General features: G+C 40.8%; 19 protein-coding genes. 9 read left to right on the forward strand and 10 right to left on the reverse strand.

The features are described 5' to 3' along the window. The 5 genes from rbsK to ACE1TH_RS12265 form a co-directional block, all read right to left on the reverse strand. Positions 1–888, reverse strand: a complete 888-nt coding sequence (gene rbsK / locus ACE1TH_RS12245; RefSeq protein ID WP_099302947.1) for a ribokinase — start codon at positions 886–888, stop codon at positions 1–3. Further along, positions 881–1870 carry a LacI family DNA-binding transcriptional regulator gene (locus ACE1TH_RS12250; RefSeq protein WP_375079135.1) on the reverse strand — a complete coding sequence of 330 codons (990 nt, stop codon included), beginning with the start codon at positions 1868–1870 and terminating at the stop codon, positions 881–883. The genes rbsK and ACE1TH_RS12250 overlap by 8 nt, the downstream gene beginning before the upstream one ends. Positions 1871–2056: 186 nt before the next feature. Further along, complete coding sequence (locus ACE1TH_RS12255) at positions 2057–2617, reverse strand: hypothetical protein (RefSeq protein ID WP_375079136.1); 561 nt, start codon at positions 2615–2617, stop codon at positions 2057–2059. 10 nt (positions 2618–2627) lie between these two features. Further along, positions 2628–2786 carry a hypothetical protein gene (locus tag ACE1TH_RS12260; protein ID WP_176554381.1) on the reverse strand — a complete coding sequence of 53 codons (159 nt, stop codon included), beginning with the start codon at positions 2784–2786 and terminating at the stop codon, positions 2628–2630. Positions 2787–2810: 24 nt separating this feature from the next. Next, a complete protein-coding gene (locus ACE1TH_RS12265; RefSeq protein WP_255224511.1) occupies positions 2811–3110 on the reverse strand; it encodes a hypothetical protein in 300 nt (99 codons plus the stop codon). Positions 3111–3296: 186 nt separating this feature from the next. On the opposite strand from ACE1TH_RS12265, the gene ACE1TH_RS12270 reads away from it, so the two are divergent. After that, entirely contained in the window at positions 3297–3737 is a 441-nt protein-coding gene (locus ACE1TH_RS12270) for a small multi-drug export protein (protein ID WP_375079137.1), read from the forward strand. Positions 3738–3764: 27 nt separating this feature from the next. Here the strand turns inward: ACE1TH_RS12270 and ACE1TH_RS12275 are convergent, their stop codons facing one another. Further along, positions 3765–4352, reverse strand: a complete 588-nt coding sequence (locus tag ACE1TH_RS12275) for a CPBP family intramembrane glutamic endopeptidase (RefSeq protein WP_099302969.1) — start codon at positions 4350–4352, stop codon at positions 3765–3767. A 153-nt stretch (positions 4353–4505) separates the two neighbouring features. Beyond that, entirely contained in the window at positions 4506–5564 is a 1059-nt protein-coding gene (locus tag ACE1TH_RS12280) for a tartrate dehydrogenase (RefSeq protein ID WP_375079138.1), read from the reverse strand. A 165-nt stretch (positions 5565–5729) separates the two neighbouring features. On the opposite strand from ACE1TH_RS12280, the gene ACE1TH_RS12285 reads away from it, so the two are divergent. Continuing rightward, positions 5730–6626 carry a 3-hydroxyacyl-CoA dehydrogenase gene (locus tag ACE1TH_RS12285; protein WP_375079139.1) on the forward strand — a complete coding sequence of 299 codons (897 nt, stop codon included), beginning with the start codon at positions 5730–5732 and terminating at the stop codon, positions 6624–6626. 36 nt (positions 6627–6662) lie between these two features. On the opposite strand, the gene ACE1TH_RS12290 is transcribed toward ACE1TH_RS12285, so the two are convergent. Continuing rightward, positions 6663–7097: a GNAT family N-acetyltransferase gene (locus tag ACE1TH_RS12290; RefSeq protein WP_099302975.1), complete on the reverse strand. Its 435-nt coding sequence runs from the start codon at positions 7095–7097 to the stop codon at positions 6663–6665. Between the two features lie 157 nt (positions 7098–7254). On the opposite strand from ACE1TH_RS12290, the gene ACE1TH_RS12295 reads away from it, so the two are divergent. After that, a complete protein-coding gene (locus ACE1TH_RS12295) occupies positions 7255–7851 on the forward strand; it encodes a nitroreductase family protein (RefSeq protein ID WP_375079140.1) in 597 nt (198 codons plus the stop codon). Between the two features lie 129 nt (positions 7852–7980). Here ACE1TH_RS12295 and ACE1TH_RS12300 read toward each other — a convergent pair whose 3' ends face one another. Beyond that, the gene (locus tag ACE1TH_RS12300) at positions 7981–8154 is read right to left on the reverse strand and encodes a hypothetical protein (RefSeq protein WP_176554382.1); all 174 of its coding nucleotides are present in this window, start codon (positions 8152–8154) and stop codon (positions 7981–7983) included. A 367-nt stretch (positions 8155–8521) separates the two neighbouring features. Here ACE1TH_RS12300 and ACE1TH_RS12305 point away from each other — a divergent pair, with 367 nt between their 5' ends. The 4 genes from ACE1TH_RS12305 (at position 8522) to ACE1TH_RS12320 (ending at position 11593) form a co-directional block, all read left to right on the forward strand. After that, complete coding sequence (locus tag ACE1TH_RS12305; protein ID WP_099302979.1) at positions 8522–8785, forward strand: hypothetical protein; 264 nt, start codon at positions 8522–8524, stop codon at positions 8783–8785. Between the two features lie 269 nt (positions 8786–9054). Beyond that, positions 9055–9591 (forward strand): GNAT family N-acetyltransferase, encoded by a 537-nt coding sequence (locus ACE1TH_RS12310; RefSeq protein ID WP_375079141.1) that lies wholly within the window; start codon positions 9055–9057, stop codon positions 9589–9591. Positions 9592–9698: 107 nt separating this feature from the next. Continuing rightward, complete coding sequence (locus ACE1TH_RS12315; RefSeq protein ID WP_375079142.1) at positions 9699–10817, forward strand: YibE/F family protein; 1119 nt, start codon at positions 9699–9701, stop codon at positions 10815–10817. After that, positions 10814–11593 carry a YibE/F family protein gene (locus ACE1TH_RS12320; RefSeq protein WP_375079143.1) on the forward strand — a complete coding sequence of 260 codons (780 nt, stop codon included), beginning with the start codon at positions 10814–10816 and terminating at the stop codon, positions 11591–11593. Before ACE1TH_RS12315 ends, ACE1TH_RS12320 begins: the two co-directional genes overlap by 4 nt. Positions 11594–11610: 17 nt before the next feature. On the opposite strand, the gene ACE1TH_RS12325 is transcribed toward ACE1TH_RS12320, so the two are convergent. After that, the gene (locus ACE1TH_RS12325; protein WP_099302987.1) at positions 11611–13008 is read right to left on the reverse strand and encodes an L-cystine transporter; all 1398 of its coding nucleotides are present in this window, start codon (positions 13006–13008) and stop codon (positions 11611–11613) included. A 287-nt stretch (positions 13009–13295) separates the two neighbouring features. Here ACE1TH_RS12325 and ACE1TH_RS12330 point away from each other — a divergent pair, with 287 nt between their 5' ends. After that, complete coding sequence (locus tag ACE1TH_RS12330; protein WP_099302989.1) at positions 13296–13595, forward strand: hypothetical protein; 300 nt, start codon at positions 13296–13298, stop codon at positions 13593–13595. Between the two features lie 82 nt (positions 13596–13677). Next, positions 13678–13944 (forward strand): hypothetical protein, encoded by a 267-nt coding sequence (locus tag ACE1TH_RS12335; RefSeq protein ID WP_099302991.1) that lies wholly within the window; start codon positions 13678–13680, stop codon positions 13942–13944. Positions 13945–14013: the final 69 nt, after the last annotated feature.

Below are 14013 nucleotides of genomic sequence, written 5' to 3' on the forward strand. Positions count from 1 at the left end.
CTATCGCCCTCCAGCTTCCTTCAAGAATCTGTGTACGTGTTCTTCTGTCGGCATCCCCACTTGTGCACCGAACGCTTGTACAGACAACGCCGCCGCCGCATTTGCAAACGAAACGGCATTTTCTAACGGTTCCTTACGAGCGATTGCGACGGCAAGGGCGCCATTAAACGTATCGCCTGCTCCTGTTGTATCAACAACGTTTACTTGATGGCCCGCGATCCATTTTTCGATCCCCTGTTCCATCCACTTCACACCATTTGACCCTTGTGTCACGATGAGCTTATCTTTTAATTGATCATCAAGCGTTAGAAAAAGCTCGTTGTATTCACTTTCGTTTGGTGTTAAGTATGTCGCTTGCTTATACGTTTCAAGTGAAAGCGTCTGAGCCGGTGCCGGATTTAACATAACCGGCACGCCTTCCTCCTGACAGATGTTCATTGCATAGGCAACCGCATCCAGCGGAATTTCTAATTGGACAAGCACGAGGTCACTTTCTTTAATCGTTGACCGGTACGTTTCAAGGTACGCTTGATCAACAGAATGATTTGCACCTGGTGTCACAATGATACGATTATCTTTTTCTGAAAGAAGAATCGTCGCTACACCTGAGCTCTCCTTTTCCACAGCCACGACGCTCGATGTGTGGATACCTTCTTTTTGCAAGCTCTCTAAAAGGAGTTCCCCGAATGCATCTTCCCCTACACGACCGATCATCGTTACGTCCGCACCTAAACGGGCTGCAGCAACTGCTTGATTAGCGCCTTTTCCGCCGAAAGCGGTCTGAAACGCTTCGCCTATGATTGTTTCTCCTTGGTTTGGCACACGTGGCGTTGTTGTGACCATGTCCATGTTTATGCTTCCAATAACTGTGACTTTCGGTTTATTCATATGCCTTCCCTCGCTTTGTCGTCCCACGTAGTTGCAAGACAGGTGGAAACACATAGTGGTGTGTTTCTACATTCTTCTTTTCAATTTGCTCAATCAGTAACGAAATCGCTTTTTCACCGATGCGATAAATCGGTTGTTTCATCGTTGATAATGATGGACTTAACATCTCGCCATAAGCAATTCCGTCAAATCCGATAATTTGTAGATCGTCTGGGATTGCGCGCTTAAGGGTATGAGCTGCTTTCATTGCGCCTGCCGCCGTCACATCACTCCCTGCAAAAATGCCGTCTATTTCAGGCTGATGGCTTAATAAGTTACGCATTTTCGCTTCAGCAGTATGAATATTAAAGCCGGTTTCAACAATAATATGTTTGATGTTATATCGCTCGACCGTTTCTTTAAACCCTTCATACCGATCATCCGCTGTACCAAGTCCTCTTCTCCCTCGTAAATGAGCGAGATACGTACACCCTTGTTCAACAAGGTGTTCGGTCGCAATCCTAGCACCTTCTTTATTTTCGACCATGACCGTCGGCACATCTTCGCTAATATAGCGATCGAGTGCAACGATTGGGACGTTTAAATCTTTGTAATGGTCATAGCTTCCCACACCAGTAGCCGCAATAATGCCATCAACATATTTCTGTTCCAATGTATTTAAGTAATGACGTTCTTTCTCTAATTTGCTATCTGTATTGCATAAAACGACTGTATAACCAGCCTTTAAAGCAACATCTTCAATTGCACGGGCGACTTCAGGAAAGAAAGGATTTGCAATATCGGGAATCAATAGCCCAATCATCCGTGATTTCTTATTGTAAAGCGACCGGGCAACCGCATTTGGCTTATAATTTAATGCTGAGATTGCCTGTTGCACAGCCTCTTCAGCTACTTTACTCACATACCCTTTATTATTTAACACACGCGAGACTGTAGCTACAGATACATTCGCGTATTTTGCTACATCTCTAATTGTTGTCATCGTTTTACCCCTCAATGTGTAACCGGTTACACATAGTATAGTCTCGACATGGCACCTTGTCAATTTCTAAATTATGTAAAAACTCCATTGTTGTTCCTTAAGAGGAGATGGGACGAGAGGATTAAATATTCCCTGCAAATATGAAAAAGAGCGCTATCTCCATAAAAATAAATAGAAGAATGCGCTCTATGCGTTTAACACATCTGTTACTTTTTCTCTGACGGCTATAGGTAATGGTTGTTGTAGGGCGACCCGCAGCTTTTCTGGGTGCCGAACACCTTTATTCCGAAAATAGTTTTCCAGTTGACTAATTTTCCCCTTCCGATTCGGCATCAACAAATAAAACACATACCAATCTTCCAAATACATAAATGGAATCTCATTGCTGCTTATTTCCGTTTTGTCTGTTATGGATGATTGATCAAATGAAAACTCGTATACGCCATTTTCATGAGCAATCGCAAACCCAGCCATTACATCAATTTGGACATTTTCGATGCAATAACTTGAAAAAAATCTTGTTCGAAAAGGTTCTTTATGCGTAACTGGCATTTCTTTTCCTAACGCTTTCAAACAGTGCTGTACTGTCTCTACATGTGATTCAGATAAAATAAGGTCAAGATCATTCACAACATCGACTACATGATGAAAGGAAAGCAACGTCGATCCTCCAACACCAAACGAAACCCCTCTTTCTGTGAGGGCTTCTGCAACAGTGGCTAATACGTCTTTTTTATGGGCATTCATTCGCTTGAATTCACCTTTTCGGCTGACCTATTAATGCTCGCTTCACTTCTCGTACCTCTTCATTAATAATGGATAGAAAAAGACAAGTAGGTTGGCATCTTTCTCGCTTTAATTGTTCTAAAAAAGCCAACTCTTGTTCAATAAGCTTTTTTTCTTCCGCATCCAACACCTTTCTCACCTCTTTTATTTACGATTACTCTGTTTTTGGTCGTCTATGCTTGTACTGTCTAATAAATGCAAAGATGAGCGTCATGACGCCACTTGGCAGTAAAATAAAGAAATAGAATGACCCTGCCATCCCTAATCCTACTTCATTCGTTTGCGTCTCTTCTCCTATTACTAACATGATAAATAAGAGGAAGGCAAGCACAATTTTACTAATTCCCACCCACACAATTTTTGTCGGCTGATGACGAAAGATAATGGCAATTGCCCACCCAATAATGGCTATACTAATTGGTAAAAAGATACCTAAATTTAAGATGAAGTTCATAAAATGATTCCTCCTCCTCCCTCCGTACCCATGATAAAGGCTATTTAATCATTCTTTTACTAATTAGACGTTATTCCAATTTTTTCTTTTGTCACGTAATGGAAGGATTAGAAGTCTTATTTACCGGGAAAATAAACGTGGAGTAATTGACTAGACATTTATGTTTGTTAGACAGGAGCACAGAAAATGAATGCTATAACTGAATACCTTTTGATCTTTTTTGGGGCGATGATCCCATTTATTGAATTTTTATTAACGATTCCGGTGGCAATTATTTTATTTGATTTAAATCCTATCATCGCTACACTTGTTGCTACAGCAGGGAATATCCTATCACTCACACTCTTTATTGTTTTAGGTGAAAAACTAACGTCATTTTTAGCTCGATTTCAACGCGGAAAAGAAAAAGGCCCGTCTAAACGAAGTGAAACCTTGCGGAAGTATTATGATAAATTTGGTGCAGTAGGGCTTTCTTTTTTTGGGAGCTTTCTATTGAGTAGCCAGTTAACAGCAGCAGGAATGGTTCCTCTTGGTACTTCAAGACGGAAAGCTTTTGTCTGGACCAGTCTTGCCGTTGTCATCTATGCCATCACCATCGCCTTACTCTCCTTCTTTGCTGAAAACTGAATTGAAGACTGGCTCAATTTATAAGTGCTACACCATTTTGCGCATCGCGATGCCAACAATTAAATTATAGATGCAGTGGACAAGAATTGGCACAATGAGCGCACCTGTTGCCACGAAAAGATAAGCTAAAAGTAAACCAACGAAAAAGATAATGAGATGTAGAATAGGTAGCCCTCGATATTGCGGAACATGAACAAGCATAAATAAAAGCGCATTGACACCTATTAAAAGCGACACAGGAGCGATGTCTACAAATAAACCAATAAGCACACCACGGAATAAAAACTCCTCGACAATCGGTGCACCAACGACAACTGCAAATAATCCTGCTGGAGAGGATACCATCGTTCGTAAGAGATCCGTTAATTCGTTTCTAGGGAGCGTTGTTTTTGTCACCTTAAGGACACCTAGGGTGACGAAAGCAACAACCAAACCAATCACGAGTCCAGATACTACTTGAAAAAGAAAACTATACCTTTCACTAACAAACAAGGACTGTAAAAAAGGGAGCATTTCTCCAAAACGAAAAAGTAGAATTAACGCCAATCCAATGGCCACAAGAATTAAAAACCCTTGCCAAACAGCCCATTGAAGTTGTTTATCATCATCAGTCAACAAACTCGCTCCTTCATGATTATCTTGTTTCTATTGTACGCTATCTGTCTACAATTGAAAAAAATGACCCAAAGGCTAGCAAGTAAGCTAGATTTGAGTCATCAGACATCCGAGCGTTTTTTTCACATCATTTCAAACAGACGTGTATACCTTTTATCCCTTTTGAACTGCTTTTATAATTGCATCTGTAACTGCTTCCGTCGAATAACTTCCGCCTAGATCTGCTGTTAAGATACCTTGCTTTGTGACTGCTTCAATCGACGATAATAGATGTGTTCCCAGTTCAATTTCGCCAAAGTGGTCAAGCATCATTTTGGCAGTCCAGATTTGTCCAATTGGGTTCGCTAATCCTTGACCGACAATGTCAGGCGCAGATCCATGTACTGGCTCAAACATGGATGGATATTTTCCATTTACATTGATATTTGCGGCAGGAGCGATTCCAATGCTTCCCATGATGGCCGCGCCAATGTCTGTTAAAATATCTCCGAACAAATTCGATGCAACAATTACATCAAATTCAGCTGGCTTCGTCACAAAAAAAGCAGCTAGCGCATCAATGTGCTGCGAATCAGTTTTAATAGCAGGGTATGATTGACTTACCTCATGAAAGACTTGATCCCAAAACGGCATGGAATGCACAATGCCATTTGATTTGGTTGCGCTTGTTACGCGCCCACTTCGTTTGGCTGCGACTTCAAAAGCATAGTGCATCGCTCGTTCCGTCCCTTTACGTGTAAAAATGGCGTTCTGAATCGCAATTTCATCTTCGTTACTATGGATGCGCCCACCTGAAGCACTATATTCACCTTCACTATTTTCTCGAATGACAACAAGGTCAAAATCTTTCGGGTTGACTAACGGAGATTGAATTCCTGCTAATTGCTTCGCTGGTCGCATATTAATTACTTGTTCAAACTCACGTCGAATCTTGATTAGAAGCCCCCATAGAGAAATATGATCTGGAACAAGGTGCTGATTCCCTACTGCCCCTAAAAAGATCGCATCAAACGGCTTCAATTGTGCTAGCCCATCTTCAGGCATCATCACACCATGTTCTAAATAGTACTCACAACTCCATGGAAACTGTGTAAATTCAAACCGCAGTGCTCCATGTAATTCGGCAACCGCTTTCAAAACTCTTTCTGCTTGTGGGACAACCTCTTTTCCGATCCCGTCCCCTGGGATACTAGCAATATGTAACGTCTTCATTTGGCTTCCTCCATTTCTCTATCTACACCTTGCTTTTAGTGTAGCTTGTTTGGATCCATTCGTCACGAAAAGTTAATACTACTTGAGCAACATTCTTTTCTTTTCTAGAAAGGACGTTCATAATGGATATATAAAGTCCACAATAACAGCTAGGAGATGACACCGATGAAATTTTCAAACGTGATGGTAGCAGGAAGCGGCGTCTTAGGAAGTCAAATCGCTTATCAAACAGCGTATAAAGGATTTCAAGTCACTGTGTATGACATTAATGATGAAGCACTTGATAAAGCAAAAGAGCGTGTGGAAAAATTAATGACGCTTTACAAACAAGACTTTGATTTAACCGATGCTGATGTTCAACAAGGATATGAGCGCATGCGGTTTTCTGCCAATCTAAGTGAAGCCGTGCAAGATGCTGACTTAGTCATTGAAGCGGTTCCTGAAAAACTAGCCATAAAGAAAGACTTTTACACAAAATTAGGTGAGGTGGCCCCTGATAAAACGATATTCGCAACGAACACCTCCACTTTACTCCCAAGTCAGTTTGCAAAAGAAACAGGTCGTCCAGAAAAATTCTTAGCTTTACACTTTGCAAACGATATCCGTGTGAAGAACACAGCCGAGATCATGAAGCATGAAGGAACAGATGATCACGTGTTTCAGGCACTGGTTGAATTTGCGGAAGCTATCGGCATGGTGCCACTTCCTATCTACAAAGAACAACCTGGATATATCTTAAACTCACTACTCGTCCCTTTCTTAAATGCTGGACAAGAGCTTCTTGTGAATGATATCGCCGACGCTCATACGATCGATAAGACATGGATGGTCGCAACAGGTTCACCGGCTGGTCCATTTGCGATTCTTGACACAGTCGGTATTCGTACAGCCTATAACATTAGTTATGCAAAAGGAGAAGCTGGTGATGAAGCAGCACAAAAAGTAGCGACATTCCTAAAAGAAGAGATGATTGATAAAGGAAAATTAGGAACAGAATCTGGTGAAGGCTTCTATAAATACCCAAACCCTGCATATTTAGAAAAAGACTTTTTAAAGGCATAAGCAAAGAGAACTCGCTCGCACAAGCTGGCGGGTTCTTTATAAATGTTTTCGTAAAAGAATTTTTGGCTCTTCTCCCTCTTTTTTCTCCACATCGACGACGTCAAATCCAAATTGAATGTTGACGATTAGCATGTCGCGCCAGCGATTCATTGTTTTTGTCTCGATAAACGAGTAGCCAGCTTTTTTTGCTTTTAAGTGTTGCCGATTCATTAACTGTCGCGCGATACCTCTACCACGATAATCTGCATGCACACCACCTAACCAACTGTAAAAAATGGACGTTGACTGTTTGTATCCAATTTTATAACCGACAAGCGTTTGCGCATCATATGCAAGATGTATGACCAAAAAAGGCTTCTTCAGCATCTGATCATAGAGCGAGCGATTTTCAGTAAAGATCTGGTGATGCAGTTGTTCGATTTCACTCATTTTAGATTTTTTAGGCATTCCTTCAATAACGATGTACTTCATACATAACCACTTCCCCCACTTGGTATCTTTTTGGAACCTTTCTTACAAAAAAGTGCGTACTTCCGTGAAAATCTTTTACTAGGTATACTACTAAAAAAGCGAATAGGAAAAAGCAAATGAGCTTATCCTTAAGAAGAAAGTAAAAGGAGAGATTACGATGACAGATTTTTTTAAAGCAATTGAAACAAGACGTTCTTACCATACAGTCGAAAAAGAGGAAATTGTTTCAACTGAGCGCGTTCAAGAAATTGTTGAGCACGCGGTAAAATATGTTCCATCTGCGTTTAACTCACAATCAGCACGAGTGCTTGTTCTATTTGGTAAGGAACATGATACTTTCTGGGAAAAAACAACAGACATTCTTAAAGAGGTTGTTGGTGATGGCGATTTTTCATCTTCTCAAGCGAGAATGGACGGCTTTAAAGGCGGATATGGTACCGTATTATTCTTTGAAGATCAAAGCGTTGTAGAAGGTCTCCAAGAATCCTTCGCGCTGTACGCAGACAACTTCCCTGTGTGGTCAGAACAATCGTCAGGAATGCTACAATTTGCGATTTGGACTGGACTTGAGCTCGAAGGTTTAGGTGCTTCCTTACAGCACTATAACCCTCTTGTTGACGAAATGGTCGCTACTACATGGGACATCCCGAATACATGGAAACTTCGCGCACAAATGCCATTTGGTAAACCAGCTCAAACACCTGGCGAAAAAGAGTTTCAATCGCTTGAATCACGCGTGAAAATTGCAAAATAAGTTTTTAGAAAAAGAAAGGGATTTGTCCCTTTCTTTTTTTGTTTCCAACGTTCAGGTGTACATGATATCTTATAAAAAAACCTCTAAGCTCGTCCGCTTAGAGGTCAACATAGGCAAATACCCATGTATTTATGCATAATTTACAACACGCCAAACATCATTGTCTGCGATAATTAAATCTAAATTGAGTTTTTTTGCCAACAAATTTGCGGCAACAGGATCAGCAAAGGTTTTGTCCAAATAACTATTTGAGTCCTTGAAGGTCTCTGTTACCCCTTCGACAATGCGTTCTACCTTGTACATCGGGGATCAACACCTTTCGAATTAGACTAAATAAGTCTAATATCTATAGTATCTCATAGATCAGATACCAATCATAGGGGATATTCGCAATCTGTTTAACATTCACATATTCTCAGTCATTTTGTTAACAGCTTTTTTACGATTTGATTTTCTTATCCTCTTCAGCCTCCACCAACAGCGGTCAATTCTATCTTAGGAAATCGCTTCCTTAGTAAACCGTTTTTAAGAAGTACGGCACCCTCTCACTTAGTCGTCATAAACACGCTTTTTTTATCATACTTAAAAAAGGGGTTTCAAAAAATTATTGAAAGGGTATTGGTTGAAGTCATTGTTTTTTGTTATGCTTTCTAATTAAAGGGGGATCATCATGAATCATAGACAGAACCAAACAGCATTTACGCTAATTAACAAAATTCAGAATCACCTTCTTAAGAAACACAAATCATGCAAAGAGCTAGATTTATCGTACGCAGATTTAATTTACTATGTCTCTTCTTCTTATCCTGAAGAACTTGAAAAGACGCTTCACCAAAGTATTTCGATTCGAAATCGTGTCTTTCGTTCCGTGTTAATATCGTACAAGGAGCTACAAGCTGTACGTGGGCTTGCACAATCGTTAAAAGTCATCTAATTAAATGAACCAATGTCACCTTTTGAGAGCTGCATGACAGCTTGAGAATAAAAAATCGCGTAAAACGCGTGCCGCTCTCCAAACTTGACAGCTCTCTTTAATCCTTTTTGAATCGTTTCTTTTCATCCATCTCGATGGTAAGATTATTCTAACAATGATGGAAGGGATGATGATTTTGAAACAGCTTACATATACAAAGGGGATTGAAATGTAAGAGCGCACATCTTCTTTTCAATCGTATTCGATTCAATAATGAAAAGAGGAAACCAATGTCTACGGATAACGAACTTGAAATACGTCCTATAAATGAATCAGATCTTGCGACATTATGGGAACTCATCTATAAGGACGAACAACCTGAGTGGAAACAATGGGACGCTCCTTACTTCCCTCATCAATCCATGTCTTACGAATCCTTTCTCGCAAAAAAGGATTCGTGGGTGAACCAGTCTGATCGTTGGGTCATTACCGTGGACCAAGACATTTGTGGAACTGTTAGCTACTATTATGAAGACGTCCAGCAACATTGGCTTGAAATGGGCATTATTTTTTATCAAGCTCAACGTTGGGGGAAGGGTCTCGGCACACGTGCCCTACGACTATGGATCGACCACCTATTTCAGACGACAGATCATGTTCGCGTCGGTCTCACCACGTGGTCTGGCAATACTCGTATGATTCGCGCTGCGGAAAGGCTCGGCATGAAGTTAGAAGCACGAATTCGAAACGTTCGCTACTACAACGGGCATTATTACGACTCCATTCGTATGGGCTTATTGCGAGAAGAGTGGGCAGCAAACGAATAAACCTCCAACGCTCGACCTCTCAAATGAGGCGAGCGTTTTTTTACATTGATTTTTTGATGGCTCCTTGATAAAGTAAACAGAATTGAAAAAGAAAGCTGGGCGAAAGCATGAATTCGTTACTATTTTTTAAAAGACGTTCCGTATGGATCCTCGCACTTTTCTTATTGGCGATCGCTTCTGTTTTATTTGTGTTTAACAATTATTCGTTTTATGACCGCCCGATTGCAACAATACTTGAGACGACTACGTATGATGAGGAATTAGTTGTTGACCAATTTGATAATGAAGATAGGATTTACACGCAGGCTATCGTGGCTGAACTGCGAAACGGCGATCAAGAAGGAGAAATGATTGAACTTACGAACCAATACTCGGACTCAGGTGCGTACGACCACTCTTTTTCTCCTGGAAGTGATGTCTTTGTTTTTATTGAATCTGACGAAGAAGAACGTTTATCCGGATCAATCGTTGATGTCAAACGAGATCATTATCTTGTTCTTGTCGGATGGTTCTTTTTATTTATTCTAATGGCTGTCGGCAAAAAACAAGGCTTCTATTCCGCCATTTCGCTTGGAGTGAATGGTTTAATTCTGTCCTTCGCTCTAGATCTATACATTCAAACATCAAATGATTGGCTTTTGCCAATAAGTGCTGTCAGTGCGGTTTTGTTTACAGTCGTAACGTTACTTCTCGTGAATGGTGCAAATGAAAAAACGTACACCGCGATCTTGTCGACTTTAATTGTGACGGCGATTACGATGGCATTAGCCTATCTTGTGCTCACTTTATTAGATGGACGAGGGTTGCGATTTGAGGAAATGCAATTTTTAACCCGTCCTTATGATACCGTGTTTATGGCAGGTGTGTTAATCGGCATTTTAGGGGCTGTCATGGATGTCTCGATCACAATGTCGGCTTCCATTTTTGGTATGTACGAAGAAAACGAAGCGATTGACGAATCGACTTTAAAAACATCCGGCTTAGAAATAGGCCGAGATGTGATGGGCGCAATGATTAATATTATGTTTTTCGCCTATATAAGCGGCGCGATTCCAAGTATTTTATTATACTTCCGAAATCAAGCTCCACTCGATTTCATCTTATCTCTCAATCTTTCGTTAGAAATTGCTCGGGCACTTGTTGCGGGAATTGGCATTGTTTTAGCGATCCCAGTAGGTCTGTACTTGTCGATCTTTTTTGTTCGTAGAAGGAGGGCGAGAGGATGAATGTGTTAACCGTCTTAACGCTGATTCTTTTTATCCTAATGGTGGCAATTGGCGGCAAAAAAGGGGCTCGTTCTTTTGCGGTGTTGTTTTTAAATTTTATTATTTTATTTGCATCAATTGTCTTCATGACAAACCCTGATGCCAACCCACTCGTCATTACATTTTTTGCGTGTACGCTCATTGCTGCGGCAACCTTATTTATTATTAATGAATGGAGCAGTAAATCCATTACAGCTTTTGTCTCTACGATGATTACGATTAGTCTCTTACTCTTATTTATTTCATTTATGACAAGCCAAACAATGATTCAAGGTTTCGGGGAAGAAGAAATTGAAGAGTTAGGCGCCTTCTCCCTTTTAATCGGACTTGATTTCACTCAAATTGCGGCTTCTGTCATTGTGATGAGTACGATCGGCGCTATTGCAGATACCGCTATTTCCATTGCCTCTCCCATGCAGGAACTTCAGCGTCAGCATCGTGAGACTAGTATAAAGCGACTGTTTTTGTTTGGCATGAAAATCGGACGAGACATATTAGGAACCAATGCAAACACATTGTTTTTTGCTTTCTTCGGCGGCCAACTCGCTCTACTCATTTGGTTCAAAGACCTTTCCTATTCACTCGGTGATATGGTGAATGCAAAAGTGTTCGCCAATGAAATAATTACGATCTTTTGTGCTGGGATTGGCGTGGCACTCATTATTCCCATAACTGCGATTCTTACAGCCCTTCATTTAGTTCGTGACGATCGCAAAAAAAAGACCCGCAATCAATGACGATTGCGGGTTTTGCATTAGCTCGCTTCTTCAATTGCATCAATACGTAAGGAATCATTTTTGTAATCATCATGGTTTAAATCTTTCTTCACTTTTGATGTAAAGATACCAGAAATCATGCTTCCAGAAACGTTCACTGCTGTCCGTCCCATATCAATTAACGGCTCAATCGAAATTAATAAGCCTGCCAGTGCAATTGGTAAATCCATTGCGGCAAGAACGAGAATCGCTGCGAACGTCGCGCCGCCACCGACACCCGCCACACCAAATGAGCTAATAGCAATGACCACAAGAAGCATCGCAATAAACCCTGGCTCAAACGGATTTTGACCAACTGTAGGTGCAATCATGAACGCAAGCATCGCGGGATACACACCTGCGCAACCATTTTGGCCGATCGAAAGACCAAATGAGCCTGCGAAATTCGCTGTGCCTTCTGGTACACCTAATTTTTTCTGCGTTTGAATATTCATCGGCAGCGCCGCCGCACTTGTTCGAGATGTAAACGCAAATGCTAACACTGGAAATGCCTTTTTCACATATTGAACCGGGCTAAGTCCCATAAACAATAAGATGAGTAAATGAACAAGAAAAACAGCTGCTAGTGCTACATAGGACGCAATGACAAATGTTCCAAGTGTTGCCACCGCCCCTAAATCACTTTGAGCGACTGTCGCTGTCATAATCGCCAACACCCCGTATGGCGTTAAGCGTAAAATTAATGTGACGACGCGCATCACGACTGAAAAGATGGCGCCGATAATCTTTTCAAACATTTCTGCCGCTTGCGGTTCTTTGCGACGTACACCTAAGTAAGCTACCCCTAGAAACGCTGCAAAAATCACTACACCTAATGTGGATGTCGCTCGCTCTCCTGTTAAATCAGCGAACGGATTCGTTGGGATGAGCTGTACGATTTGTTGAGGAATGGTTGTGCTTTCCATCGTATCGTATCGCTCTTCCATTGAAAGCCCGCGTTCCTGTTCCGCTGAACCAACTTGAATGTCATCAGCGCTAAGATTAAAGACTGATGCAGAAGTAAATCCAATCGCTCCAGCTATAATCGTCGTTGTCACAAGTAACCCAATGACTAGACCACTAATTTTTCCGACTTCTTTGGCCGCCGTGATCCGTGTAAAAGCAGATAAAATCGCCACAAAAATAAGCGGCATCATAATCATTTGTAAAAATCGTACATAGCCGGTTCCGACTATGCCAATCCAATCCATTGCGTTTACAATGACGTTGGATGCTGGATCAAAGAAAAATTGAAAAATAAAGCCAAGCGCAATCCCTGCCCCAAGAGCGGTTAATACGCGTACTGAAAATGATAAATGTTTTCGCTGCATCCAAAACAGAACTGCAGCAACAATGAATACGGACGCAACGACCGCAATCGTTAAGCCAACTTCCATTGTGAACCCTCCCTTTCGCTCGTTAACATATGTCTATGAATTCGTTCATACTACACTTTATTCCTTTTATCCCGATTAGTCAACTAGGTTTTTAAAGTATATGCAGATTCATTCTTTTTAGTACGTGATAAGTGTAGTTCCTATAGGTTTTTTATCTAATTTTTATGAGAAAATTCTCAACTAAACACCCACATTCTTACACTAGATCCAACGATAAAATGAGGTTTTAATTCGTTTTCTAAGTGGAAAAAAAGAATAACTAGCTTAAAAGATTAAGAGGTGAAATCATGCAACGACCAATGTTTAAAGACTACAAAAATGAAGCTGAAGCTTACCAAGCCGTAGAAAAAATGAAGAAAAAATACGATCGTTCTTGTATCAACGTGATTGTGCCTTTTCCTAAAAGAAAACAAACGAAAGCATCTATGGACTATGACCTGCCAGAAGAAAACGTGACATACGATAAAGATGAATTTCACATCGACAAATCCCTTGAGGGGTGTGGATTTAACACGACCCAATCCAATATATTAAAAGAAACGATTAAAAAAGGCCAAGTATTAGTCGTCATTTGTAAAGACTCATAATAATTGTAGAAGCGATACCTGCCAAATAAATAAGCATCTTTGAAAAGAGAATGACTCACACCATAGAAAGTAGTTGTTACAAATGAAAACGACAAAAAGCCATATTGCACTCGTACTCCTTTCATTCGGTCTCGGTGGTGCAGTGATCACCGGGCTCGCTGGCATTGGCATTCTTTATCTAGTGCGAATGATTTGGGATGACCAGTTATTTGCACCAATTAGCTACCTTGGAGCGTTCTTTATAGCCGCTGTACCAGGGCTTGTTGGATCACTCTATTGGTCTTACTTTTTCATAAAAAAAGAGAGACACGAAACAAAACATTTAGATGATGGAAAATACCAAGATTAGCCGTAACGAGCAAATGTTATTCGTACGGTTCATATAAATAAAAGATAAGCCCTTAGTCAATCGCTAAGA

The organism is Shouchella sp. JSM 1781072 (assembly GCF_041949915.1).
Lineage (GTDB): Bacteria > Bacillota > Bacilli > Bacillales > Bacillaceae_D > Shouchella.